Annotated in this window: 20 protein-coding genes; 12 read left to right on the forward strand and 8 right to left on the reverse strand. The window is 55.5% G+C overall.

The window, feature by feature from the left end; all coding sequences use genetic code 11:
* Window positions 1-77: 77 nt before the first annotated feature.
* A complete protein-coding gene (locus SH678x_RS02425) occupies window positions 78-1,118 on the forward strand; it encodes a hypothetical protein (RefSeq protein ID WP_496921294.1) in 1,041 nt (346 codons plus the stop codon).
* A 48-nt stretch (window positions 1,119-1,166) separates the two neighbouring features.
* Here SH678x_RS02425 and SH678x_RS02430 read toward each other — a convergent pair whose 3' ends face one another.
* The 6 genes from SH678x_RS02430 to SH678x_RS02455 form a co-directional block, all read right to left on the reverse strand.
* Entirely contained in the window at window positions 1,167-2,462 is a 1,296-nt protein-coding gene (locus tag SH678x_RS02430) for a Gfo/Idh/MocA family protein (protein ID WP_496921295.1), read from the reverse strand.
* An 82-nt stretch (window positions 2,463-2,544) separates the two neighbouring features.
* Window positions 2,545-3,792: a DUF3748 domain-containing protein gene (locus SH678x_RS02435; RefSeq protein WP_496921296.1), complete on the reverse strand. Its 1,248-nt coding sequence runs from the start codon at window positions 3,790-3,792 to the stop codon at window positions 2,545-2,547.
* A gap of 7 nt (window positions 3,793-3,799) precedes the next feature.
* Complete coding sequence (locus SH678x_RS02440) at window positions 3,800-4,465, reverse strand: DedA family protein (RefSeq protein WP_496921297.1); 666 nt, start codon at window positions 4,463-4,465, stop codon at window positions 3,800-3,802.
* Window positions 4,466-4,566: 101 nt separating this feature from the next.
* The gene (locus SH678x_RS02445) at window positions 4,567-6,423 is read right to left on the reverse strand and encodes a cellulase family glycosylhydrolase (RefSeq protein ID WP_496921298.1); all 1,857 of its coding nucleotides are present in this window, start codon (window positions 6,421-6,423) and stop codon (window positions 4,567-4,569) included.
* A gap of 13 nt (window positions 6,424-6,436) precedes the next feature.
* On the reverse strand, window positions 6,437-8,329 hold the full coding sequence (locus SH678x_RS02450; RefSeq protein ID WP_496921299.1) for a sodium:solute symporter family protein: 1,893 nt from the start codon (window positions 8,327-8,329) through the stop codon (window positions 6,437-6,439).
* Window positions 8,330-8,425: 96 nt separating this feature from the next.
* Complete coding sequence (locus tag SH678x_RS02455) at window positions 8,426-9,484, reverse strand: glycoside hydrolase family 130 protein (RefSeq protein ID WP_496921300.1); 1,059 nt, start codon at window positions 9,482-9,484, stop codon at window positions 8,426-8,428.
* A gap of 415 nt (window positions 9,485-9,899) precedes the next feature.
* Here SH678x_RS02455 and SH678x_RS02460 point away from each other — a divergent pair, with 415 nt between their 5' ends.
* The 8 genes from SH678x_RS02460 (at window position 9,900) to lysA (ending at window position 20,483) form a co-directional block, all read left to right on the forward strand.
* Window positions 9,900-10,958 carry a LacI family DNA-binding transcriptional regulator gene (locus tag SH678x_RS02460; RefSeq protein WP_496921301.1) on the forward strand — a complete coding sequence of 353 codons (1,059 nt, stop codon included), beginning with the start codon at window positions 9,900-9,902 and terminating at the stop codon, window positions 10,956-10,958.
* Window positions 10,959-11,217: 259 nt separating this feature from the next.
* On the forward strand, window positions 11,218-12,423 hold the full coding sequence (locus SH678x_RS02465; protein WP_496921302.1) for a PEP-CTERM sorting domain-containing protein: 1,206 nt from the start codon (window positions 11,218-11,220) through the stop codon (window positions 12,421-12,423).
* Between the two features lie 157 nt (window positions 12,424-12,580).
* Window positions 12,581-14,134 (forward strand): hypothetical protein, encoded by a 1,554-nt coding sequence (locus SH678x_RS02470; RefSeq protein WP_496921303.1) that lies wholly within the window; start codon window positions 12,581-12,583, stop codon window positions 14,132-14,134.
* Window positions 14,135-14,252: 118 nt separating this feature from the next.
* Window positions 14,253-15,374, forward strand: coding sequence for a DUF1559 family PulG-like putative transporter (locus SH678x_RS02475; RefSeq protein ID WP_496921304.1), 1,122 nt, complete (start codon window positions 14,253-14,255; stop codon window positions 15,372-15,374).
* A gap of 35 nt (window positions 15,375-15,409) precedes the next feature.
* Complete coding sequence (locus tag SH678x_RS02480) at window positions 15,410-15,832, forward strand: hypothetical protein (RefSeq protein WP_496921305.1); 423 nt, start codon at window positions 15,410-15,412, stop codon at window positions 15,830-15,832.
* 30 nt (window positions 15,833-15,862) lie between these two features.
* Window positions 15,863-17,836 carry a glycoside hydrolase family 113 gene (locus SH678x_RS02485; protein WP_496921306.1) on the forward strand — a complete coding sequence of 658 codons (1,974 nt, stop codon included), beginning with the start codon at window positions 15,863-15,865 and terminating at the stop codon, window positions 17,834-17,836.
* A 3-nt stretch (window positions 17,837-17,839) separates the two neighbouring features.
* Window positions 17,840-19,024, forward strand: coding sequence for a glycoside hydrolase family 113 (locus tag SH678x_RS02490; RefSeq protein ID WP_496921307.1), 1,185 nt, complete (start codon window positions 17,840-17,842; stop codon window positions 19,022-19,024).
* Window positions 19,025-19,244: 220 nt separating this feature from the next.
* Window positions 19,245-20,483 (forward strand): diaminopimelate decarboxylase, encoded by a 1,239-nt coding sequence (gene lysA, locus SH678x_RS02495; RefSeq protein ID WP_496921308.1) that lies wholly within the window; start codon window positions 19,245-19,247, stop codon window positions 20,481-20,483.
* Between the two features lie 29 nt (window positions 20,484-20,512).
* Here lysA and SH678x_RS02500 read toward each other — a convergent pair whose 3' ends face one another.
* Complete coding sequence (locus SH678x_RS02500; protein WP_496921309.1) at window positions 20,513-21,982, reverse strand: FecR family protein; 1,470 nt, start codon at window positions 21,980-21,982, stop codon at window positions 20,513-20,515.
* Window positions 21,979-22,527, reverse strand: coding sequence for a sigma-70 family RNA polymerase sigma factor (locus SH678x_RS02505; protein WP_496921310.1), 549 nt, complete (start codon window positions 22,525-22,527; stop codon window positions 21,979-21,981). The genes SH678x_RS02500 and SH678x_RS02505 overlap by 4 nt, the downstream gene beginning before the upstream one ends.
* Before the next feature lie 412 nt (window positions 22,528-22,939).
* Between SH678x_RS02505 and SH678x_RS02510 the strand changes: the two genes are divergently transcribed.
* The 3 genes from SH678x_RS02510 (at window position 22,940) to SH678x_RS02520 (ending at window position 25,879) form a co-directional block, all read left to right on the forward strand.
* Window positions 22,940-23,641: a hypothetical protein gene (locus tag SH678x_RS02510; protein ID WP_496921311.1), complete on the forward strand. Its 702-nt coding sequence runs from the start codon at window positions 22,940-22,942 to the stop codon at window positions 23,639-23,641.
* Between the two features lie 109 nt (window positions 23,642-23,750).
* Window positions 23,751-24,698 (forward strand): PEP-CTERM sorting domain-containing protein, encoded by a 948-nt coding sequence (locus tag SH678x_RS02515; RefSeq protein ID WP_496921312.1) that lies wholly within the window; start codon window positions 23,751-23,753, stop codon window positions 24,696-24,698.
* Window positions 24,699-24,793: 95 nt separating this feature from the next.
* Entirely contained in the window at window positions 24,794-25,879 is a 1,086-nt protein-coding gene (locus SH678x_RS02520; RefSeq protein ID WP_496921313.1) for a DUF1559 domain-containing protein, read from the forward strand.
* Window positions 25,880-25,940 lie beyond the last annotated feature (61 nt).

The raw sequence follows: 25,940 nt of genomic DNA on the forward strand, positions 1-25,940 counted from the left end.
GTGGTTAGTTTCTCTGCGGGCCTATCGAAGAGCTATAATTCTTCTAGAGCAATGTTAACTCTTTTGAAATTATGAATATGAAAGATCTCGCTAAAAAAGTTCTTTGTGTTGTAGCAACTGCTATGCTCTGTAGCACGCTTTCCGCCGCGGAGGTTGCTATCGACATTGAGGTGGCGATGGCTCCCGGTGTGCCGATTACCGCGCCGCAGGAATGGGCCGAGCGATTGGGCAAGCTGGGGCTCGATCACGTGCAGATTCGTTCCGCACGCGGCGATGAAAAACCTGCGACAACAATGAATGAGCAAGGGACGCGAGTTTCGGTCATCGCGGTCCTCACCAAAACAGATGAGCTCATCGTGCCGCAACGCAAGTTTCGCGTCAGCCAGTTGAGTGAGCTGCGCGAATATTTTGAGAACTTGCCCACTCAGATCGTGGAAGAGGGAATCGTCCGCGGGCCGTTTCGGCTCACCGAGCAAGAGTTTCACACCGTGCTCGCCGATCTCGCCAAACCGATCGTGATAACAACCGAAGGCAAAACAACGGGCGATCTTGTTGCCCATTGCCGCACAAAGTTTCGCTTGCCGATCAAAGTGACCGCACCTGCGGAGCTGATGCTGCAAGGTGGCAAGCCGTTGCCGATGGAAATGGAAACCCTCGCCGCGGGGACGGCTTTGGCGATTGCGCTGCGTCGCGACAATCTCGCCATGCGGCCCGAACATATTCCGGGTGGCTTGCAGTTGGTGATCGAGCCGTATGAGCGCGATAAGGAAACCTGGCCGATTGGTTGGAAGGTCGAAGGCTCGCCCCGTCAGCTTGTGCCGAAGCTTTATGAACCGCTCACGATAGAAATCGAAGGCTACACGCTGACGACCGCGCTGGAAGCGTTGGCACCGCGGCTGACCGTGCCTGTGATCATGGATGACTATATGCTGACGAAACTCGAGATCGATCCCGCCAAGGTGCCAGTGAAAGTGCCGGCCAAGAAGACATATCTTAAGGGGGCCATCGATCGGATATTCAGTCAGGCCCATTTGGCGTGTGAATTGCGAATCGATGATCGCGGCACGCCATTTCTGTGGGGCACGCAATACGGCCCCGATAGCCGTCCCGCGAAATAAATCAGCCGCTCGCGCTAGCGTCCGGTTCTTTGCGGTGATTACTTGTGGTTAGCTCATCTTCGGAACCGACCAGTGTCCTTCGGCGCGGTATTTGCGCCCGAGCAGGTCGTTGGCTTCCGCGTCGTCGATGATTGTTTCGCCGTCGAAGACCAGCGACCGTTTGAGCCGCGTCGAGATGTTGCCCAAGTGAATGGCACTGGCGGTCTGAGTGGCCACTCCCAGCGGGGCGTTGGGGGTTTTTCCGTTCTTCGCCGTATCGATCCAATTTTGCATGTGGCTCGCGACTTCGGGTTTGACGACGCCGTCGAGTTTCACCGGTACGCGGTTTTTCTGATCGTCAAACACGTCGAACTTGCCGCGTTTGCTGACGAACAGTTTTCCCTTGCTGCCGTAGAATTCGGCACCCGAATCGACGTTGTAAGGATAGCTGTTGGACCACAGGCGTTGCTCGTAAACAAGCATCCGCGGCCCGGCGGGGGTTTCGTATTCAAACGTGACTTGCTGCGTGTCGGGCCATTGGCGGTCGTCGTTGAAGAAATAAACGCCCCCCATCCCCGAGATCCGTTTCGGCGCGCCGGTCACGCCAAGTCCCCACAAGGCGTAATCCATTTCATGAACGCCGTCGTTCCCCAGATCGCCCGCGCCGAAGTTGTACCACCAGTGCCAATCGTAGTGAAAGCGATTCTTCTGATACGGCATCCACTCGGCGGGGCCAACCCACGTGTCGTAATCAACATTCGCGGGCGGCTGGGTCGGGTTGGCATGTCCAATCGAATTGCGCGTCTGCCAATTCCAGCACTTCGCAATAAGCACGTCGCCGATGAGGCCGTTGCGTAAGTGGCTGATGGCTTCTTGAATGCCGGCCGAGCTACGTGCTTGCGTGCCATGCTGCACAACCTTGCCGGACTTCTGCGCGGCATCGATCAACAATTGCCCTTCACGGAAATTGTGCGAGACCGGCTTTTCGACATACACATGTTTGCCAGCTTCCAGAGCCAACAATGCTGCTGGCACATGCCAATGATCGGGGAGAGCGAGCGTCACACCATCGATGTTCGGGTCATCCAGCACACGCCGGATGTCGGTCACGCCTTGTGCGCCGGTTGTTTCTTTTCCTTTGGCCAGCCGCTCTTCATCGACGTCACATACATAGGCAATCTCGGCGCCCGGAAGTTGCGAGAGCGCGCGATAATGGACGTTCCCTTGGTTGCCGCTGCCTATCACGCCAATGCGAAAACGCTCACTCGCCGAATTGGCCCAGCCGCGCGGAGTCGTCAGCAAGCCCGTGGCGAGGGCTCCGGTGGAAAGCGTGCCGAGAAAGTGACGACGAGTGAACTGCGACATGAAACAACCTACGAAGAGCGACGGGCAATCTCTTCATCGTAGACAAAACGGTGGCCAAATGAAGGTCTTGGTAGAGAGGGAATCAGCCAAGTCCCGTTTCGGCAACGAAAATCTGGTTATACGTTGCACCGTCTCGGTGGACTGGTTGCACGTAAGCGACATGCCGCCCGTCGGGCGAGACGACACAAGCTTCACCCCGCGGGGAAAATTCGCCGAAGACCGGGTCGGTGAGCCGTCGGGACTCGCCAGAATCTGTATTTGTTAACATGAGGCTGCCGTCGGCGATCGCCGCAAGGTGGACACCATCGGGATGCCAATTGAATGCCGAGGCGATATCAAAGTTGTGATGTGTGATTTGTCGCGCCTCGCCGCCGGAGGGTGAGATTGTCCAGAGCTGCACGTGGCCCGCATCGTCGCGCATCAAGAAAGCGATTCGCTCGCCATCAATCGAACTGCGCGGCCAATGCCGTGGTCCCTGAATGCCGGGATGCTTACGTGTTGTAGTGCGCGTCAATCGGCGTTGCATCGTGCCGAGCGGCGGAGCAGGGGGGGCTGTCTCTGTACCGGTCATTGGTTCCAACCCAGCGACTGTCACATCCTCGGGAAGTTCGACGACAAATAGCTCAGTGACGATTTCCCCTTGTTCGGTCAGAACATCCCCCAAGAAGGCGATTCTACGACTATCGATCCAAGCATCTTCATACGCTTTGCAAATCTCATCCGAACCCGGCTGGGGATTGGCGACCGTTTTGGTGATCACCACCGAAAAAGCCGTGCCGTCGTGATTGCGTGGATGCGTGTGAGGAACCTTCACCTCTTTGCCGACCAATGCAACCGCGACGTTGCGTTGATTGCGGCCAAGTTCGTTTTGAATGTGATCGTCGTAAGTGAAGCTCGCATATTTGCCATCAGGGCTGAAAACGTGAACGTGCGATCCTCCGCGCAGCGCGCCGGGCGTGAAGGGAACAATCAGATCACGGGCATCGAGAGTATGAATCACTTGCGGGCGATCGGTTTCGACAATCACCCCTTGCCGATGGCAGAACGAGTATTGCCAATCGGGCGTGGGATGTTCCGGCCCCAAGATAAAGACAATCTTTTCTTTTGTCGGATGATAAGTCGGCACACCACAGCACGCGCCGTGACGGCTTTCGTAGAGAACTTCGACTACGCCCGTGGCGATATTCGCTCGCTCGATGCGTGTGCCATCGAACAATGTCCCCGCGAGATCGCTGCGGACATCGTAGACGATCCATTGGCTGTCGGGGGACCAAACTGCCGTGTTGGTGAGAAGGTGGCCGTGGGAAGCCGTTGTGATTTGCCCTGGCATGGTCAACTCATTCGGGCTTACTGAATTCCTCGCGGGCCAATCGGCTGATCAGGTAGCCCCAAACGATGGGGAGCAGCGAGATCACGACGATGCCAATCACAACGGCGGTGAAATTGTTCTTCACCATTGGCATGTTGCCGAAGGCATAGCCGGCCAATGTGCAGATGCCGACCCACAAGATGCCGCCTAGGACGTTGAACACCACGAACTGGGAATAGGCCATGCTGCCAGCCCCGGCCACAAACGGCACAAACGTACGAACAATCGGCACGAATCGCGCGAGGACGATCGCTTTGCCGCCATATTTTTGGAAAAAGCGGTGGGCTTTGTTCAAATGATCGCGGTTAAGCATCCGATGCCAAAACCCGGAGCGATCCTCCGCCTTAAAGATCTTGGGCCCTAGATAGTTGCCGATCGAGTAGTTCACCGCATCGCCCAGAATGGCCGCCGACAGGAGCAAACCAAGCACGACCCAGAGATTCAAAATCCCGGAAGCCGAGAGCGCCCCCGTGGCAAACAGCAACGAGTCACCCGGCAAAAACGGCGTGATGACCAAGCCCGTTTCGCAAAAGATGATCAGAAACAGCAGGGCGTAAACCCAAGCCCCGTATTGCCCGACGAACTCCGCCAAGTGTGCGTCGAGGTGCAAAATCAAATCGATGAGCGTATCCATGAAGCAATCATACAGCGCAGGTCGCGGGCGGATGGGAAACTGAGGATTCTAGCAGCCCCCGCCTGAAAGCGGGAGCGAAGAATTTTCCCGTTGCGGGGCGATTATTCCGCGATTTGGCCGTGATGGATCACGGCACGGCCAATTTGGGCCGTTGCATCCTTGGCACTGTCGGCGGGGAACTCAAACCGCAGATAGCGAGCATTTTGCGGTACGCCGTCACCCGAAATCACAACATGACGGAGATAGCCGTAATCGTTCTTGACGCTCGACCACTCCTGGTAGTGCGTCTGGCAGGGCTCGAATATCTTGCCATCTGCCGAGGCGCTCACCAGCATTTGCGAAGCTTCGTCGCCGAAATAGGTTTCGATGAACCAGCTGGCGATCGGTTCGTCGACGTGATAAGTCATCGAACTGCCGGGGGCGAACTTCACGCGGTGAAAATCTTCGCGTGTCTTGCGGTCTTCACCGCTGACTAGCTTCACGTCCCCCGCGGTTTTTACTTTTGAGAAATCCAAACAGTTGTCGACCAGAGTTCGCCGCACGACCTTTATCGGGCCAACGACGTTCGAGGGCTTCGACGAACCGGACTCATTACGCGCGACGACGGCATAGTAATAACTCTCGCCGGGCTCGACCGTATCGTCATGAAACAGCGGCGCATACGGAAACGCGGCATCGCTGACGTTCTGGCGCACCGTGTTCCAAGGTCCGTCCTGGTTCTTTGCACGCAGCACATCATAGCCGGCAGCTCCTGCGCTGCCTTGCCAACTGATCAGGCTGGGATCGGTGATCGGAAGCAACGTGGGGCGCTCGGGTGCTGGCAGGTCAGGAACGTCGAGTCCCCGAATCGCATAAGCGGCGTCGCGCATATGTTTGAGCGTTTCTGTTTCTTCGTAAGGCTTGCCGCTTTCAAAGCCGGGCCAGTGATAGGCTTTGAACACGCCCGCGCCGAGCGGTTCGCTATGCCAATAAAAACCTCCCCCGCGATGGTGGTAGCGCAAACTCCAGACGAGCGCGCCGCTAATCCCTTCATTCACAACCAGATCGAGAACCTGTTTGACTTCCGCCGCGGGGACAAAGCCGAACTCGCCGACGAAGTATGGCTTCTTGCCACGGCATTTGTGCCACGCTTCACGAATCGGATCGATGAAGTTCCCTAACGGTTGCGGATAGTGATGCGTCGTGATCACGTCGACGTCCGGGGCGTCCAGCTGTTCTTGGGAGACGCCCTGCAGCGAATTGCCGTCGATCACCAAGTGGTTGGAGTCGATGCTTTTGATGAATTTTGCAATACGATTGGTCCACTCTTGTGGCGGTTTGATTTCGTTGCCTGTCTCCCACGCGAAAATCGTGGGGTCATCTTTGTAGACCACGCCCGTGAGCGAATTCTTGCGATTCAACACGTAGCGAATCGTGTTCTCAAAGTCAGAAATGACTTCTTCATCAGTCCAGAAATCGTCGGGCTGCTTGCCTCGAAAGGCGGCATACTCCGCGCGGCCTCCCATCCACCACCACTGATCGACGAACGGCACGATGACGCGAATCCCTTTCTCACGCGCGATCTTCAGCACCAAGTCCAGCACTTGAAACGCTTCTTCGTTGAACTCGTTGGGCCCCGTGACATAGACAAACTCGCCCATGTCGGTCCCTTCACGCCGGACCGTCAGAACGTAGGTGCGTACGACGTTGCCCCCCATTTGCTTGATCGATTCTAGGGCATCGGTGATTTCAAACTCCGTGGGCCAGCCCCAAGCCGCTTTTCTGTCGGGGGCCAGGTCGTCTTCCACTTGATGCAGATTCGGAATATTGAACGACACAAAGCGAAACTCTGTGTCGCCTTTCATGAGCTTGTCGCCATCTCGCGTGATGAAGTGCTCGATGCCCTCGGCGATCACCTCATGAGTTCCAAGACTCAACGAGAAGCAGCAACTCCAAATAAACAAACATGTCCGGAGCATGGAACGGCCCTATCTATGGGGATGAGGCGGACTGACGCGTCGTGTTGAGATCAGGAGGAAAGTCGACCAGCTGGTCATACCAACTTCGCTTCAGAATCCATGAAGTGGCAAGGATGATAGCAATGGTCACGGCCAGCGAACGGTAATCTTGAAGAACGATGTAGATTCCCGCGGCCGTCAAAGCGACTTGCCAAACAATGCCGACCACCACGTTGAACGCATCACGCTTGAAATCGCGATTCGCGAGAATTTCGGGATTTTCTTGGGCGACAAGATCGTGGATTGGTTTCCAAAAACCCCAGGGTCTGACGCGGCGATAAAAGTTTTTCAAGGTTTCCAAATCATCAGGTGGGGTAAGCAAAGTCCCCAAAATGCAGCCGACAAGCGAAATCAGCAAGATTGCAGGGAACAGAAAGATCTCGGCGGGCCGAGAAGGAATGACGTTGTTCTCGGCGAGCAGCGTCGTGACTTGCGGAACAAACCCCGCGGCTAACATTCCCGCCGCCATGCCCCAAAAGTATCCATAGCTGTTGAATCGCCACCAAATCCATTTCAGCATGTTGGCCGCCGCGTAACCGCCGTAGAGTGCCGTGACGATCCATTGCACGATGTCGTTCAGCGAATTCGTGAGAAAACCAAATCCTGTTCCTATGATGACCACGATCAGCGAAGTCGCGTAACTCGCGCGGACGTACGTTTTTTCGCTGGCATTGGGATTAATGTAACGCTTGTAAATATCGTTGACGACGTACGCGGGGGCGGCGTTGACCGTGGCCGCATAAGTCGACATGAATGCCGCCAGTAGGGCTGAGATGAGTAGCCCTAGCAGTCCGACCGGAATGAACTCGCGCATCGCGAGCGGCAGGATCAGTTCGAAATCGATGGATTCCCCTTGCGCGGCAAGCTCGTCGGTGAAGTGAGCGAGCGCAAGCACCGTGAGCCCCGCGATCAACATATAACGTGGGATCAGCAGCACCAGGCTCACGAAACCGCTCATCAAGGCAGCTTCGCGCGGTGTCTTCGCCGACAGTACACGTTGCATGTCGTAGTTGGGTGCGGGTCCCGCCAGGCTTTGCAACACGCCCTTGAAGAGCGTCATCATGATGAACAAGCCGAACAACTCCCAACCATCGGCCGCAATCTTGCTGTTGGCCGCGTCGAGTTTCCCCGACCAATCGAGGTTGAGATGCCAGCCAAAAAAGATATCCTCCCAGCCGTTGGGGACAACCTTCGCCAGAGTCTCCGGCGAGACTTTTATGATCGCGATGATGCCGACCCAAATACAGGCCACGGTCATAATGAAGAACTGGAGAACTTCGGTGAAGACAACGCTGAACATGCCTCCTTTGACGACATAAACCGTGGTGATCGCGGTAATGATCAAGCCGTAGTAGTTGACGTTTGTGGCGGGGTCTTCCGAAAGCTGCCAGGGCAAGAACGCAGCGGCGAATTTGCCGATGCCGATGAAACCATAAGCCAGGAAGCCGATCACATTCACCAGCGCGAAGGCGACGACGATCAAATGCGCCAGCTGCGCGCCCCGGCTATCGCCAAAGCGAAAGCGAATCCACTCGGCACCGGTCATCACTCCCGATCGCCGCAACCAGATCGAGAGAAACACCATCATGAAAATCTGGTTGAAAGTGGGCCACAACCAAGGGATCCAAACGCTCTTCATTCCGTAAACAAACAGCAGATAAACCATCCACATGGTGCCGCTGATGTCGAACATGCCCGAGGCGTTCGACAAGCCGAGCATGTACCAGGGAATCGTGTTCCCGCCGAGAAAATAGTTGTCGATGCTTTTGGAGGCCTTCTTTGAGATCCAAAAGCCGATCGCAATCGTGGCTAGAATATAGCCGAAGATGATTGCCAGATCGATTGTGTGGAGATTGAGATCAACCATGGATCGCGTGGAACGACCTCATCGCCAAACAAGAGAATAGAACAGAAAAGTGTGTGTCATCCTGACCGCTGGTGCCATCGCCGAAAAGGGCCGCGATCAAAACACGGCCGAGTTTTCTTTGGTGAACGCCAACAGCTCGCTTACGTGGGCATAAGCCACGCATGAAGCCGTGTCAGCTGCACCGTAGTATATCGCGAGTTTATCTTGTTCGACATTGCACAACGCCGCGCAAGGGAACACCACGTTCGGCACATGGCCAAAGACTTCGTAATCGGCCTCGGGCGTGAGCAAGTGCTGGTTCGTGCGGTAAAGCACTTTCCAAGGCTCGTCGAGATCGAGGATCGCAGCGCCCATGCTGTACACGAAACCGTTGCAGGTATCCATCACTCCGTGATAGATCATGAGCCAGCCGTCTTCGGTTTCGATGGGGATGGGACCCGCGCCGATTTTGGTTCGCTGCCACCATTGGCCGGTATGATCGCCACCCTTACGCATCACGAGGCGATGCTTGCCCCAGTGAATCATGTCGGGGCTTTGGCTGACGTAAATATCGCCGAACGGAGTGTGGCCATTGTCGCTGGGACGGCTCAGCATGAAAAACTTGCCGTTGATCTTGCGCGGAAACAGCACGCCGTTGCGATTGAACGGTAGGAACGCATTTTCCAGCAGCGTGAACCGCTCAAAATCTTGCGTGCTGGCGACGCTGATGGTGGGGCCATTATGCCCGCCGCACCAGGTGATGTAATAGGTGTCTTCGATCTTGCAGACACGTGGGTCGTAGGCGTAGTCGTTAACGTGAATCCCTTCAGGATCGTTAACGAAGCGCATTTGTTGCGGCTCGATATGCCACGTGAGTCCGTCTTCACTCCAACCGGAGTGGAGATGCGGATAGCGTGAACGCAGTTCAACACGAAACACGCCGGCAAAGCCATCGCCGAATGGCACGACAGCGCTGTTGTAAATGCCTTGCGCGCCGGGAATGTAGTGACGGCCGATGACTGGATTTTCCGAATGCCGCCAGACAACATCTTTGCAACCCGCGGGACGTTGTTGCCAAGGAATCGAAGCCGGAGCTTGCACGCTCTTACGAGTCGTCTCACGGTTGGCGGGTGTCGCCACGGCTGCACCATTTCCAGGTTGCGAAGATTTATCCATCGAACTCTCCATCCTATCCGTGCGACAACTTGATGACGTATTGTCGCAAAGCTCTCTCTCTAGTTTTTGGCTCTAGTTCTTGGCTATAGCTCTGGGGAACTTCAGCGCGCCTCGCTGGCCAACTTCTAAGCGTTCTGCGGGAATTGAACCGCGAGCAGCGCACACATCACGAGGAGTGAATGATGCCCTTCAACTCAATTACTTGAGCAGCGATGTTCCGAGAAGGCCATCAATTCCAGGCACAGTGACCATTTGTCACCAACCTATCAACTACTTTAACAGCCAACTACAGACAGTTCAAGTAGTTGAGCATCCGTCTCGCGGCATTCCCGCGCCCCAATGCAGTTGTCACGGCTACTCTTCTGGTGGATCATGGCGGGGATATCCCCGTTGTTTTTCGCAGTTGGTGGTTTCCATGTCTGGTTCGTCCGCGCCTCGTTTAAAAGATGTCGCCCAAGCGGCCAATGTTTCGATGAGTGCCGCTTCGCGAATTTTGCGTGGAGAGCGCGATCGCTTCGGCGAGGAAACCTGCCAGCGTGTCTTAGATGCGGCGCGCCAACTTGGCTGGCGGCGGAACCTGCTCGTCAACGGGATGCAAACTGGTCGCACAAAGATGATCGGCGTGATGATCCCACCCTACGATTCCTTCTGGGTCGACGTGCTGGCAGGGATTCATTTGGTGCTGGCGGGGGCGGACTACTTGCCGATCACGGTCTGGGTGGGCGATTGCCAGGAGATGCCCCACTTCGAAAAGGACGACGACCAAGGGCTCGGGCAGATCAGCCGTTTGCTGGATCGCCGCGTGGATGGATTGATTCTTTGGCCGTCGTTCGCAGTGGCTTACTACGAGCATTTTCGCGAGCTTTTAGAACGCCGCGTGCCGGTGGTCGTGGTCGATCACGAGTTCTCCGAAGAACAGATCGCCGATTCGATTGAAACCGACGAACAACGCTGTGCGAAGGCCGTGGCGCAGCATTTATTGTCGCTGGGACACAAAAATATCGCTTGTTTGTCGTCGCGCGAAACGGCCTGGCAAGCTTGGGCTGTGCGTCGCCGCGAGTCGTTCGAGCAAGCGCTGGCCGATCACCCCGAAGTGATAATCAAAAGCTGGCGGCTCAATCCTTGGGGCACCGACGGCCCCGAGATCGCCGAGGAGATTTTGCGGCAAGAACCGCGGCCCACGGCGGTGTTTTGCGTCACCGATCACGAAGCACTCTATATCTATGAAGCCGCCACGAAGTTGGGGCTGCGCATCCCTGAGGATCTTTCGGTCGTGGGTTTCGCCGATCTGGATTTCGCTGCTAGCTTGCGGCCCCCTCTCACCACGATGCGCCAACGGCCCAAAGATATCGGCCGTCGCGCGGCACAGTTAATCCTCGATCGGCTCGATGGCGACTTCGCCGATCACCCCCCGACGACGATCCGCGTGGGGGCGGACCTGATTGTTCGTGGCTCAACGTCTCAAGCCAGCTAAGCGACCTGACGCGCTATCTGCTTTTGGCAAATTGACTTAGGGTGCATGCTTGCACGATGCCGCATTGCCCAGTGTGAGATATTCAAGGTATGCGTAAAAAAACCTCAAAATCGTTGTTAAAATAGTTGACAAAGCAGAAAAACCGTGCCTAAAATCGGGCAGGTCAAGTAGTTGAGCAGATTTTAGCTGCCTGATCCCCAACTTTTCTAAATTGCTGGTCTTTTTGAGATTCATTCAGCACCTTGAGGGAGGAGTTCTAATGAAGAAACACCTGTGTCACGTTCTGCGCAAGGGCCTCTGTTTGGGCCTCGTTGTCGCAGCGACGCTTTCTATTTCGAGTGCGGCTCGGGCGCAAGCGCCGAGCGCCTTGTACACCTGGGACAATACGGGCAACGCTTCGCCGAATATTGAAAACTGGGTGAAGAATTTCGGCACGAACACGGCCACAATCTCGAATGCGACTTTTGGTGAGCTCACGCTGACCGAAACTGGCGCTGCCGGTTCAACGATTGCTTTTAGTGATGGCGGCAACCGCGTTCGCGAATCCGCGACGGGCTCCAGCGGCGGTACCGACGTAACCGGTCTCGATTGGTTGGAGTTTGATCTTGGTCACTCGGGCGTCGGCGATATTGGCGTACAGTTTTACGTTCAAGCTTCTACCGGCTTCAACTACGTCACGCTCGCCAATCTGAATGTCTCGCCAGGCGTGAATACCTATCAAGTGCCGCTCACGGGATTGTCTCCTGCCCAATCCGTCTACTTACGGACGATTGGTTTCAACGTCTTTGATCACGCGGCCGAAGGGAACGTCACCTGGACGCTCCGCGAAGTTCGTGCCGGGGGCACGCCGCTGAGCTCTCGCGACTTGATCACCCACGAAACCGGCACCGGCGATGGTGGCCTGCAGACGGCAATCGTCAACTTCGATCGGACAGCTGTGCTAGGCAATAATGGCAGCGCCGCCAATCAGGTGGGGCTTTCTCACAATCCAGCAGGTACCGGATCCTTGCAGTGGACCGACTTGGGTGGTTCAGAGGGGGCAGCCATTGGTTGGGGTAACGGCACGGCGTGGAATGGCAACACATTCAACAGCCGGGCAACGGACGTTTCCAACTACAAGTACGTCACGTTCACGGTTTCGGCCACCGATCCCCTCGACGGCGGCGGCACGGTTGGCATGGGCGCTTACATTCAAGCTAACAACTTTGTCTTCCAAGGCATTGACGGTGGCTCGGGCCAATCGATCCCCATCGATGGCCAGTTTCACGATGTGACCTGGTCGTTGGCGGGCATGAACAACATGAACGCGGTGGATCTGGTGGGGCTCAATTTGTTCAGCCATCCCCAGAATCTCATCATGAACGTGGATAACATTCGCTTCTTTGTTCCCGAACCAGCAACTGTTTCGCTCGTCGGATTGGCTTTCGTAGCCCTGCTTGGGCGACGTGGAATGAAGAAGGCATAGTGGTTTGGAAATTTGCACCGGCCCTCGTGTGAGGGCACCAGGGCCGGTGTTTGCAAATCGATTCTTACGTAAGGCATAAATTCAAACGGAACTGTTCTGAGCAGGCCGTGGCGGACCAACATCTAGGGTGCAACGGATTACGAGGGAGTAATTGACAATGATTCGATCTTTCAAGAAATGCGTTTCCGCGACCGGCTTAGCAGTCGTCTTATGTGCGGCTTCTGTTGTTCAGGCTCAACCTGCAATCTTTTCCTTTGAAAACGCGAGTGACATCATTCCGTGGACAACGGGCTCTACTCAAACCTTAGTGCAATCCACTTTTGGGGCGACCGATGGCACGAAAGCCTTGCTCATTGATAACGTCACGTCGGGGTTCAAGAATAACATTGCAACCACGCCGAATTTCGGTCCGGCCACCGAAGGCTTTGCCGAGGCATTTGCCGCTTTTGATCTCGCTGGCAGCGTGATCGGGGGCGGTGGAACACCTAAGCTGGAGTTTGATTTGGCTTGGGATTTCAGCGCTGCAACGGATGGCTTTATTCAGCTCGGGTTATTCGTCAACAGCAGTACGGATGGTGGTGGTGGTTTTAAAGGCTACGGTACTGGGTCCTTCATTAATGGCAATTCGGGATTTGGGTCGTGGCCAGCACTTAGCGGAGGAGCCACCGCTGATGGTGCCGTGCTAACTTCGACAGGACCAACCTCAGTGCACGTAGCGATTCCCTTTGGTCCCACCAAAACATTAACGCTATCGAGCGCATCGACATTTTTTGACATTGGCTTTCAATCCAACGGCAGTTGGGGTGGTACGGTCGACTTTGCGATCGACAACATCAAGTTCACCGGTGTTCCTGTCTTTGAAGAGCACACCTTGTTTTCTTGGGAGACACCCGATAATCCGGCAACTCCCAGTGTTGATGAGAGATTTGAGGGTTGGGCGCAGAATCCGACCGCAAGTCCCGCAACGCCCCTATCGATTACCAGCACGGGTGCCACGGATGGAAGTTCGGCTTTGCAGATCGATCGCACGCCGTTGGCAGATGGATTTTCCTGGGGCAGCGCGTACACCCTCGACGCCACCACAACTCCGTCGGATCAAGCGAAGATCGACGATTTGGTGGATCGCGTCAACGCTGCGAGCCGCATCGCGATTGATATTACGTTCCAGGATCAATTTCCCATCAGTCCAACTTATTCAAACCTCTGGCTCGCGTTCCAAGATGAATCGGGCAACTACTATCAAGCTGCGTCGCCCGGCTTTGACCTCGTAGAAGCTTCAGAGCAAACGACGCAGACATTGATTTTCGACCTCGCAGATTTTGTCGATAACGGCGATCCCGAGAATTTGATTTATCTCACCGATGTTGGTCTGCTCGAAGGGACAGAGCAGTTGGGCATCATCTTAGGAACCGGCACAGATGGAGGAGCCATCTACCAGATTGATAACTTCCGTTTGATTAGCGAAGTCGTCGACAGCTTACCTGGTGATTTCAACGGCGACGGCGTCGTGACGGGCCGGGATTTCCTGGCATGGCAACGAGGTGAGTCTCCCACTCCATACAGCACGGGCGATCTTGCTGCTTGGCAAGCGGCCTACAACGGCGGCGCGCTGGCAGCGGTGCAAGCCGTTCCCGAGCCAACAGCGCTCGTCTTGGTGTTGATAGTCGGAGCAGCATTCATCGGTCGCGGACGTTGTGCTGGAATCTGTTAATCAGTTTCAGCACGCGGTGGGGCAGCCCGCGACTTGTTATTGGGAACATGATCCACCCCCGTTCAGTGGATTCGAGGAATCAATGGCGGTTGAGAGCAGAGGTACGGAGGTAGGAACAATGCGTTCACGAGGAAAAAATCAACGGCACGTCTTGGGTTTCACTCTCGTGGAGTTGCTGGTGGTGATTGCCATCATCGGCATCTTGGTGGCGTTGTTGCTGCCAGCGATCCAAGCCGCGCGTGAGGCAGCTCGACGTACACAGTGTACCAATAATCTCAAGAATTTGGGGTTGGGTGTTCTCAATTATCACGACGCCCGCAAAGTGTTTCCAGCTTCTGCTACTGTTCCAGCAGCGAATATGGAGCCGTTGAAGTACAATCGTATCTTTGGCAGTTGGATCGTTGATTTACTTCCTTACATTGAGCAAGCCAATCTCCAGAATCAATTTACAATCAGTCCAACGGTTCGCATGTCCGATGCCGTGAACGAGGCTGCTCGCTCCACGGAATTGAGCGTTATGCTATGTCCCAGCGATACAGGACAAGGTAACTTTTTTGTCGAGTCCGATGAAGGGCGTTGGGCACGTGGAAACTATGGGCTCAATGCGCATCAGTATTGGCCAAACATTTCGCTTAACAAACAGGCGATCGGATTGGAAAGTGGCAACATGTCCCAGTACCTGGACTACAATCTGGGTCTGGGTGGATTCGCGATCGAGGGAGTGGGTGGTCCGGAAATGTCGATCGGGAAGATGACCGACGGCACGACGAACACGATATTGCTTGGTGAGATGCGCGTGGGACTCGATCAATCAGATCGACGAGGAGTGTGGGCGATGGGCCTTTGTGGCTCTAATTATCATTGCCGTCATGCCTCAAATGGTGTCAATGCGCCTAATAGCTGTGGATCAGGCGAAGACGATGTTGATCGCATACAGAACACTGTTGCCTCACTAGGCCAGCAAGCCATGCGAGCCCAATGCATGGACGCCGCGGATGTGGACAGTGGACAATCGGTAATGCGTAGTGTTCACCCTGGCGGAATTTTTGTCGCGATGGCCGATGGCAGCGTTCGCTTCATTAGCGATTTCATTCAACCGGGAAATATTGGTTACGGGGCCTACATCGGTGCGGATGATAACAGCGGAAACTCTTCACAAATCCGTCAAGAGAATTTTGGCGTTTGGCAGCGCATCAACATGTCAAAGGACGGGATGTTGGCGGACACGAACGAAAAATAGGCCACGGCTTCTTGAGAGCAATGGATTTCTGACAAATGTTTAAATTGAACGTTCGGCTGGTCTCGCTCTTAACGTTGACCTTAATTTGCGTCGGCTGCGGCAGTAGCGCGCCATTCGAATACATCCCCGTCAGTGGGCAATTGACCTACGAAGATGGCTCGACCATTCCGGCCTCGGGAATGAAGCTGCAATTTCAGGCCGTCGATCCCCCCGTGGTTGAAGGGATGCATGCTCGCGTGGCGACGGCCGATCTCAATGCCGAAGGCAAATTCTCCGAAGCCACGAGCTACAAGTTCGGCGATGGCCTGATCCCCGGCAAGCACAAAGTGGCCATCGGCTATGCCACTGATAAGGCGGGGAAGCTCTTGATTCCAAAAATCGCGACGGGTCTCGGCACGACAGAGATCATCGTCGACACCGCTCAATTGCCTTTAGAGATCAAAGTCCCTAAGCCGTAAGTCCTTTATCGATTCAAAGTGAGACGGCCCATGCGCTTGATCTGCTTAAGCCGTATCCTCTGTTTGCCGGCGATCGCTCTACTGCTTACGTTTCATCTGCCGTTTGCTTGCGCCAACCCCGTGCTCTACGAGCCGGGAATCGATCCGGGTGTTGGTTTCAACATGGTGTCGTGGGGCAACTTTGGTAACGGCGCGACTGTCTGGCAGAATGCCGTGCAAGCGATGCACGACGCGGGCTTCGACGAAGTTTCGTTGAGCCCCGTGCGTTACTACACGCCCGGCACGGGGGCTATCGCCTCCACGTCATCGAGTGGCCCCGAATTAAGTCACATCGCTGCAGGCATCGCACGCGCCAAACAACTCGGCATGCGCGTGACCGTGAATCCCTTTGTCGAGCCGGTCAACTTCACGCAGTGGCGCGGCTTCTACAATCCGACACCGAACTCAGCAGAGTGGACCAACTTTTGGAACAACTATCAGCAATATATCGTCGACGTCGCCGCGATGGCCGAAGCCAATGGTGCAGATGCGGTGACTATCGGCACGGAAATGCGCGGTCTGGAACTCAATAGCGGCAACAATCCGAAGTGGACTTCGGTTCTGAATGCGGTCGACGGCGTCTTTACGGGCCAAATCGGTTATGCCGCGAATTGGGATAGCTACAACAATGCCAACACCGCCAGCGCGATTTGGGATCACCCGGCGGTCGATTTCGTGGGGATTGATTCGTATTTTACTGGGCTTTTATCGAACGGTCAGGCCAACGCCTCGGGCAGCTATCCCAACCTGGATTTCATCACTCAGGTGGAAAATGCTTGGAACACCAAACTCGATAACGAAATCTTACCTTTCGCTGCCGCACGACAAGGGGGCGCCGGCTTGCCGGTCAAATTCACCGAGATCGGTTATCTGCCCTACAACGGCACGACGGTTTCTCCACAAAACGGCAGCGGAACTCTCGATCAAGACGAGCAGAACATGGCCTTCGAAGGCTTCATGCGAGCCCTTGATGGCCGCAAGGCCGCGGGAGAATTCCTGGCCGCACATGTTTGGCAGTGGGATATGCAAGGTTCCGCAGGCAGTCAATGGAACATGAATCCCAACGGTGGTAATCAGCCCACCAATCAACAAACGGCCCAATGGCTTTCAGCGTTCATGAATGGCACGAACCCCGATCCCGGTGATCAACCTGCACCGGGTGCCCGAACCTTGCTCTACAGTTTTGAATCCGGACTCGACGGTTTTGCCTTTCCCAATTTCAGCGGCAGCACAAGTTCGTTGGCTCAAGCCACAACCACGGGAGCCACGGACGGTTCGAAGAGCCTCGCCATCACGAAGACTGATGATGACTGGACCTGGGATGCCCGAGTCAACATGAACGGCACACAATTGCAAACGCTGCAGAATGCGCTCGCCGACGACATCGACAACTATGTACTAGAAATGGATGTCAGCTATGTGACCGCAAGCCTGCCCAGCGGGCTCAGCGATCTCAACATGCACGTCTCATTTCAACCCACGCCGGGGGCGTGGACTCAAGCATTTCCCTTTGCCGACATCAATGGCCGCGTGACGCAATCATTTCATGTCGAGATTCCACTGAACACATTTAATCTGGCGGCGGGAATATCGGGACTGGCGTTTCACATTGGCTTCGACGGCACATGGCCCAGCGGTAGTGCCACGATTTATGTCGATAACATCGCCTTGGTGGATTTATTTCCCGACAACGCGGATTTTGATGGTGATGGCGACGTCGATGGACGCGACTTTTTAGCTTGGCAACGAGGCTTCGGCACCGCGGGCACGGCTACTTTGGCCGATGGCGATGCGAATGGCGATGGCAACGTGAACGAGTTGGACTTGGAAATCTGGCAAGCGCAGTACGGAACAAGCAACGAATCCGAATTACAATCGATCTCTTCTCAAGTGCCTGAGCCGTCGTCTCTTTTGCTTTGTTTTCTGACATTCCTGGCCACAGGCGGCAGCCGACGGTGGAGATAATCAATGCATCTTGTTCTCCTTCTTGCCCTGTTGGTTTTCACTGCGCAAACTGTTTACGCCGCACCACCTGAGAACACAAAGCACGAGTTCGTGAAAGGCATCTCCTGGGGTTGGGTTGGTTCGCGGGGCGATTACGAATCGCCTGAGGCCGCGGAATCGATGAAGCATTTGGCCGAGACGGGTGCCGAATGGGTTTGTATCGCGTTCGGCACGAACATGAAATCGCACAACGATCCCGACTTCACGTGGGGCGACGACAACCCGCAGATGGTAAGCGACGACGAGGTGCGCCACGCCATCCAACTGGCTCGCGATAACAATCTCAAAGTCATTTTGAAACCGGTCGTGAATTGTGATGACCAAATCTGGCGGGCGTGGATTAAGTTTTATCGGCCAGTCACGGCCGCAGAAAAAGCCGCAGGCACGACGGGTGAACTCGATCCCTGGGGTGACGACCCCGTGATGCGCGAAGGCGAAGTAAAAGACCTTGCCGCGTGGGTGCATTGGTGGAATCACTATCAAAACTTTTTGATTCACTACGCCGAAATTGCTAAGGAGCAGAACGTCGAAATCTTCTGCCTCGGTTGTGAGATGTCCTCCACCGAGGAGTTCGTCGACGAGTGGCGACAGGCGATTGGTGAAGTTCGTGCGATCTACGATGGTCAGCTTGTTTACGATATCAATCATGGCCGTGAGATGACGCTCCCCTGGTGGGATGCGGTCGACATCATCGGCGTGAGCGGCTACTACCCCGTGCCACCGCCCGAAGGCGTTGCGATGGAAGAAGCCGTCAAGCAAACAACGAGCGAAGCCGAGATCGCCGCGGAGTTGGTCAAAGTTCGGGATCAATTGGCTCTCGTCAGCGCGAAATGGCACAAGCCGGTGATGATGATCGAAACAGGCGTGACCAACGTCCGTGGCTGTGCGCGTTATCCTTGGTCGCATCCCGATGCGCTTCCCGATAGTCCGCTCGATGATGCTGAGCAAGCCAACTACTACCGCGCGTTTTTGAAAACCTTCGAGACTGCGCCCTGGTTCATGGGCTACGCCTGGTGGGATTGGCCGGCGCGGCTTTATCCCCACGAAGAGGCCACCGAGAATCGCGGCTTCTGCATCTACGGCAAGGAAGCGGAAAACGTGCTCAAAGAATGGTACGCCAAGCCAGCGCCGCAAGTCGTGGTGGAGTGATTCGCGCGACAGAGCGAACTTTCCTATCCGAGAACGGTCTTTCTTCTAGCCGCAGGCGGTAGCCGACGGTCATGACGTGGCAAAACAGCTGGCTACCGCCTGCGGCTAATACATCTTCAAATCACGTCCTGTGAATCGTGAATTGCGCGAGCTAGTCGCATTTGCTACAATCCGAGGCTCGCCGTGAACCCTCCCACCCGACTGTAAAAGCCCGAGAGCCATGGAAAAGACTCTGCCGTTCGATGCCGCGACGTTGGCCCCCATTCTGGAAAAGTATCCCACGCCGTTTTATTTGTACGACGAAGCAGGCATTCGCCAGCGAACGCGCGATCTGCTGGCCGCCTTTAATTGGAACCCTGGCTTTAAGCAGTACTTTGCCGTCAAGGCGACCCCCAACCCCCACATCGTTTCGATCCTCCGCGACGAAGGAAGCGGCACCGATTGTTCGAGCGTGGCCGAGTTGATCATCAGCGAGCGGTTGGGCCTGAGCGGCGACTCCGTCATGTTCACGTCGAACAACACCTCAGCGGCCGAATACCAGCAGGCCGTCGAGTTGGGGGCGATCATTAATCTCGATCACCCCAGTTTGATTGACACGCTCGTGGCCGCGACGGGCATGCCCGAAACGATCTGCTTTCGTTTTAATCCTGGCCCCGAACGCACCGGCAATGCGATCATCGGCAATCCCCAAGAAGCGAAATTCGGCTGCACCCGCGAGCAGATTTTGCAAGGTTACCAACGCTGCCGTGAGTTGGGTGCCAAGCGTTTCGGCTTGCATGCGATGATCGTCTCCAACGAGCGCGACGTGCAATCGCTCTGGGACACGGCGCGCATGTTGTTCGAGCTGGCCGTGTTGGTGAAACGTGAAGTCGGCATTAACATCGAGTTCATCAACCTGGGCGGCGGCATCGGCGTGGCTTACCGCCCCACGGACAGCGAAATCGACTTGAACGAGTTTGGCGCCGGCGTCGAGAAACTTTACAAGGAGATTCTCGTTCCCGCGGGATTGGACCCCGTCAACATTCTGATGGAGAACGGCCGCTCGATGACCGGGCCATTTGGATATTTGGTGACGCGGGTGATCAATCGCAAGGAGACATACAAGAACTACGTGGGGGTCGACGGCTGTATGTCGAACCTCATGCGACCGGGTATGTACGGCGCGTATCATCACATCACCGCCATCGGCAAAGAGAATCAGCCGGCGGCTGGCAACGTCGACGTTGTGGGTTCCTTGTGCGAAAACAACGACAAGTTCGCCATCGACCGCGAACTTCCCAACTTAGAAGTTGGCGACGTGCTCGTGATTCATGATGCCGGCGCGCATGGCCACGCGATGGGCTTTCAGTACAACGGCCGGTTACGCTGTGCGGAATTGCTCCTCAAGCCCGACGGCAGCGTGCAACAAATCCGCCGGGCGGAAACGCTCGACGATTACTTCGCGACGGTGGAGTTTTAATTAAACCGGCCTAAGATTGCTTTGAGCTATTAATTCTCAGTAGATGCTTTGGCCGGGGCGACCGCGCCGAAACCGAGCGGCGTTGCGGCGATGCCGTACATCGCGCGGGCTTGTCGTTCTTCGCCCACGATGCCCAACACAATCGGCGTGGCGTCGACACACCGGCGATGCCAGACCGAGAACGTGTTGTCGATGCTTTGTCCGCCGCCGCCGGCGTTCTTGAACACGGGCAAATCGGGCCGCAACGCTTGATCACCCGCTGGCCAGGGGCCTTCATCGAGTCCGATATCGACGCCCGTATCTTCAAACTGATCGGTGAGCCACTTGGGTGGCGGCACGCGGTCGTCGAAGAAGATGTACAGATTCGCCGGTTGAGCCATTTCCACGGTCATTTGGAAATCGTCTTTATAGCGATAATCGTTGAACGTCTTCACAAAATCGGCACCGACGAGAAACTCGGGCAGCCCCGCCGCGGTCAGGCCATTCCATTGATGGGGGTGATCGACATAGGCAAAGACGTCATCGCCCAAACCATGGTAGTTGATCTGGTAACAGACATACTGCGAGCCATCCGCCGGAGGAATATTGTCGCGGACTTCACGAATCACGTTCACGCCGGAACCCGGATAATCGGCGGTCCACCAACTGCCGCGTTGGTTGCGGCCAACTTGCATGATGCGCTGAATCTCGCCCTGGCGATCGACGCGAGCCGCTTGGCCTTGTTTCAACCTTGTGAGTCCATTGCCCGTGTTGATATGGTCGGCCAGATCCACTTTGCCGTCGAACACCACCACGTCGGTAAAGCCATTCTTGCGAGTCGCCACGCCGAACTCGGTGCCTTGATCGATGACGTCGATCACCGGAGTTTTGATTGTGAAGCCCTTCATCGAATTGGGAACACGGGCCGTTGCCAAGCCTTGATCGAGATGCACAAGCATATCGGACTCGATCATCAGCGAAGCCGCACCGATCACGCGCACGATGGGCCCCGTGCGAAAACGCATTGTGAACTCGCCGGCTTCGGTCCGCAGGCGACCCGGCACGACTAAGTCGCCCGGCTTGAGCGCCGACGAATCGTCCATCCACGAGACATTCTCGACTTCAATGATTTCGGCGACCGCAACGTCCTGCCATTTGGGGTTTTGGCGAGCTTGCCAGAGAGCATAAACTCCCGCGATCAAGATCGCCGCGGCGAGCCCAAGCGTCGTGAACCGGCGCATGGCCTCGCGCTTCACATCATTGGCGGGCGGTGCGGGAATGATCGCTTCCAAGGCTTCGGTCACACCGAACACGGCCAGATCGCGTTCAATGTTTTCGCTCTGCCATTGCAGCAGGCTGTGGACGAAAACTTCTTCGGTGAGGCCTTTGATCAACTCGGGATGATCGTCAATCAGCTGGGAAAATTCTTGGCGTTCGTCGTCGGTACACGAACCATCAAGCACAAAGTCAATCAGCTCTTCGAGACGGCGCACTTGTGGATTTCGCTCAGGGAGGCTCATGATCGTTCCTCCGCGGCCAGGGTGGCATCCACGCAGCGTGCCAGGCTCATGCGGATCCGATGAAGTTGCGAAGCGACGTTGTGAGCAGTCTCACCCAGTCGCGCGGCGAGCAGCTTCACCGAAACCTTAGCATGGTAACGTTCGCCAATGAGATAGCTTTGACGGTCGTTGAGTTTCTTCAGGCAATTTTGCAGCGCCGCCAAACGGGAATCGGCTTCACCGGCCAACCGCGTGCATTCTTCATCAATGCGGGCCATGGCGGCATCGCTAAACAGCAACCGCGAACGCGATTGGCTCTTGCGAAACGCCATCACTCGTTGCCGGGCAAACGCAAAGGCCCAAGGGAGAAACGGTCGTTCGAAATCGAAATCGTGTATCTTCGACCACAGGTCGATGTTGGTGTCTTGCAGGACGTCGGCCGCGGCGGGATCGCCGAGCATGAGCGTCGAGATATAGGCGTGGAGCTTGCGCTGATGGACAGTGAGTAATTCCACAAACCGAGTCGCCGTTTCCGGGCTCACGGTGTTAAGTTCATCGGAATTCACAGTTGCGTTGATCCTGCCCCGAGATAAACAGATTAGCCGTGCATTGCAAAGCTCTGGCCTAGTGGTTGCAAGCACGGAGGATTCTCTTACTTAGATTCAGCAAAAGGAAGCGATTTATCGCAAAAATTCTGGAATTTGTTTGCGATATTTCCCGCGCATCGGCTGAAATTGAGTAGAGGGTGAGAAAGACTTTTCTTTTCCAGCCACGGGCAGTGGGCTGCGAAAAATCCGCACGCGAGTGCGTTCTCGGCAATTCCTCGGGGCAGAGGCTGTTGCAGGTTGTCTGCTTATCCTTCAAAAATGTCGATCTCGGTGTGACGGCACGCCGCGATCAATTGGGATGTTGCTCTCGGCTGTGCACGGCCGGTGGCAGGGTCAGCTTTTCTAAATCACTTTTCTGGAGTTGCTTCTAATGAAGATGAGATGGGCTGGAAAAATACGGAAGTATTGTGTGGCGGCAGCCATGCTCGGTTTGACGCTTTCCTGTGGCAGCGCTTGGGCAGAAGTTCACTCGGACTTCGATCCCGGCGGAACTTACTTCGGCGGCACAGAGGGCTGGTTCAACTATTCAGGCAACCCCGGTTTCGCCACGGCGACCCCTGCCGGTGGTTCGACGCTTTGGTTGGGTGTGAAGCCTCAGCAGTACTTTGGCCAAATCACGAGCCAAAACTGGGCCACGCCCGACATCACCATTCCCGATTGGAATTCCAACACCCATCTGGAATTCGATGTCATTGTCGACAGCCTTTGGTTCCCCAACAATGCCAGCCAAGCAATCACGGTGGAGTTCCAAGTCGGCGGCGGCGTGGGGGGCACGATTAATCAATACGCCAACCCCACGATTGATACATCCCTGAAAGATACGATTCAACACGTGTCGATCCCGCTAGCCGCGATGCAACCCTTTGATCCGACCGCGACCTTCTGGAATCTGTCGATCAACTTGTCGCCCGGTTATGCCTATGAATGGGATAGCAGCAACCCAGCTGTTCAGCCCTACAACCCGCGCTATTACCTCGACAACGTAGAATGGACCGCAGTTCCCGAACCGACGTCGTTGGTGCTGGGTGCATGCTGCGTGTTGTTGTTGGGAACGCGTCGAGTTGGCCGCTAATTGCAATTCACTCGATCCCTCTGAAGTAGAGGCCGTGCCGTCGCGGGTCCTGCCCGTTCCCGCGGCGGTTACGGCATGAAATCACACTTTTCTCCTAAGGAGTTTCCCCATGAGGTATCAAGCTGCCTTTTCAGCTTTGTTTGTGACGCTGAATTTGCTGCTAGCAAGTACCGCGCAGGCCCAATTGACCGTACAGGATTTTGAAGGTCCGCTGCCAGGTCCACAGCAGTATCCCGGTGGTTATAGCTTCAGCGGCGGCGGCAATGGTAGTCCCGCTCTCACCGAAGCCATTATCGATACCGACGCGGTGAGTGGCATTCAAAGCTACGAAATTACCGTCGATGCGACCAACAACGCGGGATCTTATTTCTATTATGGTCTGGGTGGTTTTCACGGCTTTTATGGCGAAGGCTTTGGCTTTGCGGAAGGACAAGAAGGCCAAAACAACCCGGCCAACTATCGCATGACGTTCGATCTCAAGGTGATCGGCAACAACGGCGACACCGAAGCCGCGACCCCCGTGGGTGGTGCGGTAGGTATTTATAAAGGCGACTACGAAGCCGTCTACGACGTCGATGTGAACAGCGACGGTGACAAGCTGGATGGTTTTGACATTTGGAACAGCACCTTCGTCGCACCCGTGGGCGATAACGACTGGAATCAAATCGTTTGGGATCTCGATTCCGGTACGGCACCCACGACCAATGGCAGCCCTGTTCCCGTGCCCGTGTTTGATGATGCCTCGAATATCTACTTCCAGATTTATTTCAACTCCGGCGGTTTTGGCACAGATGCCGGCAATGTGATCCGCCTCGATAATGTTGCCTTGGAGTTTGTGCCTCCGACCGCCACCCCCGGCGACTTTGACGGCGATGGCGACGTCGATGGCCGCGACTTTTTGGCTTGGCAGCGCGATCCTGGCGTGGGGTCATTAAGCGATTGGCAAAATAGCTATCCCGTGGGCGCATTGACTGCGGGCTTTGTAGCCGTGCCCGAGCCGGCGAGTTTGTGGCTAGCGATGTCGGTGGCGTTGTTGGCCGGGTGTCGTCGGAGATAGTGGCAACAAGACTTGAGTCTGAACAACGCGGTACGGTTTGGAACAAGCCGTGCCGCGTTGTTCGACGAATCGTAAAAGGAATTGAGGAGGTCATCGTGCGACGCGCATTCACATTGGTCGAACTTCTGGTGGTGATCGCCATCATCGGCGTGTTGGTGGCGCTGTTGTTGCCGGCGATTCAGGCCGCGCGCGAAGCCGCCCGGCGTACCCAGTGTAAAAACAATCTGAAGAACATTGGCCTGTCGATCCTCAATTACGAAAGCGCCCGCAAGGAGTTTCCAACGGGTGGAGCAACTTACGGTGACCGCCTTGAATGTTACGCTCAAAATGGCAAACCCTGGGTCGGCAAGAAGCAAGGCATGAGTTGGGCGTATCAAATCCTACCGTATCTGGAGCAAGGGGCTCTGCATAATATTGGCGATACGAATGTCGTCCAGAGCAGTCATGTTCCGTTATACAACTGTCCGTCTCGGCGTGGTCCCACGCTGCATGAAAGTAATTGGGGACCAAGTTACCTGATGGATTATGCAGCGGCTCAGCCAGCTACATTAGGCGCGAGCAATGCAGCCGCGATGTACATAGCCACTCGAGATTATGAAAGATGCGCCAGAGTGGAAAACTCTTTTTGGAGTCCCAATGGCAGCGGCTACGGCTCACCTGCGAACAATGGCGTTTTCGACGGTGTGATCGTTCGTTCGTCGTGGAAGCGTGACGGCACAGCCACTTGTGGCCCTAACCCTGCTCCGGGTGCTTTTGTCACTGGGGTTGCAGATCCTACCAAAGTCTCTCAGATCACTGATGGTACGAGTCACACACTGATGATTGGCGAGAAGTACGTCTTCCAGCAACATTACGATGGTCACGGAAATGATCCGTCCGACGATCGCGGGTGGCTCGACGGATGGGATCCCGACACGATGCGTTCCACGATGGCCCAGCCCCTCAGTGATGGATCGTGGAGAACTCTTTGTGCCCCAGACAATACAGCGGATAAAAGCAACTTATTCAACCAAACGTATATGTTCGGCTCGGCTCACTCGTCAGCTTTCAATTGCGTATTCGCCGATGGTTCAGTCCATTCAATTAGCTATGACGTACCAATTGAGGTATTTAACAGTCTCGGTACGAAGGGCGGAGAGGCTGGTCCGTATGAAGTAACGGACTTGTCAGCGATCAACTGAGTGATGCGCAACTAACAGTCATTTGAACGGCGTGTGAGTGTGCTCTGCGCTGAGAATTGGG

It is taken from the genome of Bythopirellula superficialaquae, assembly GCF_059632245.1.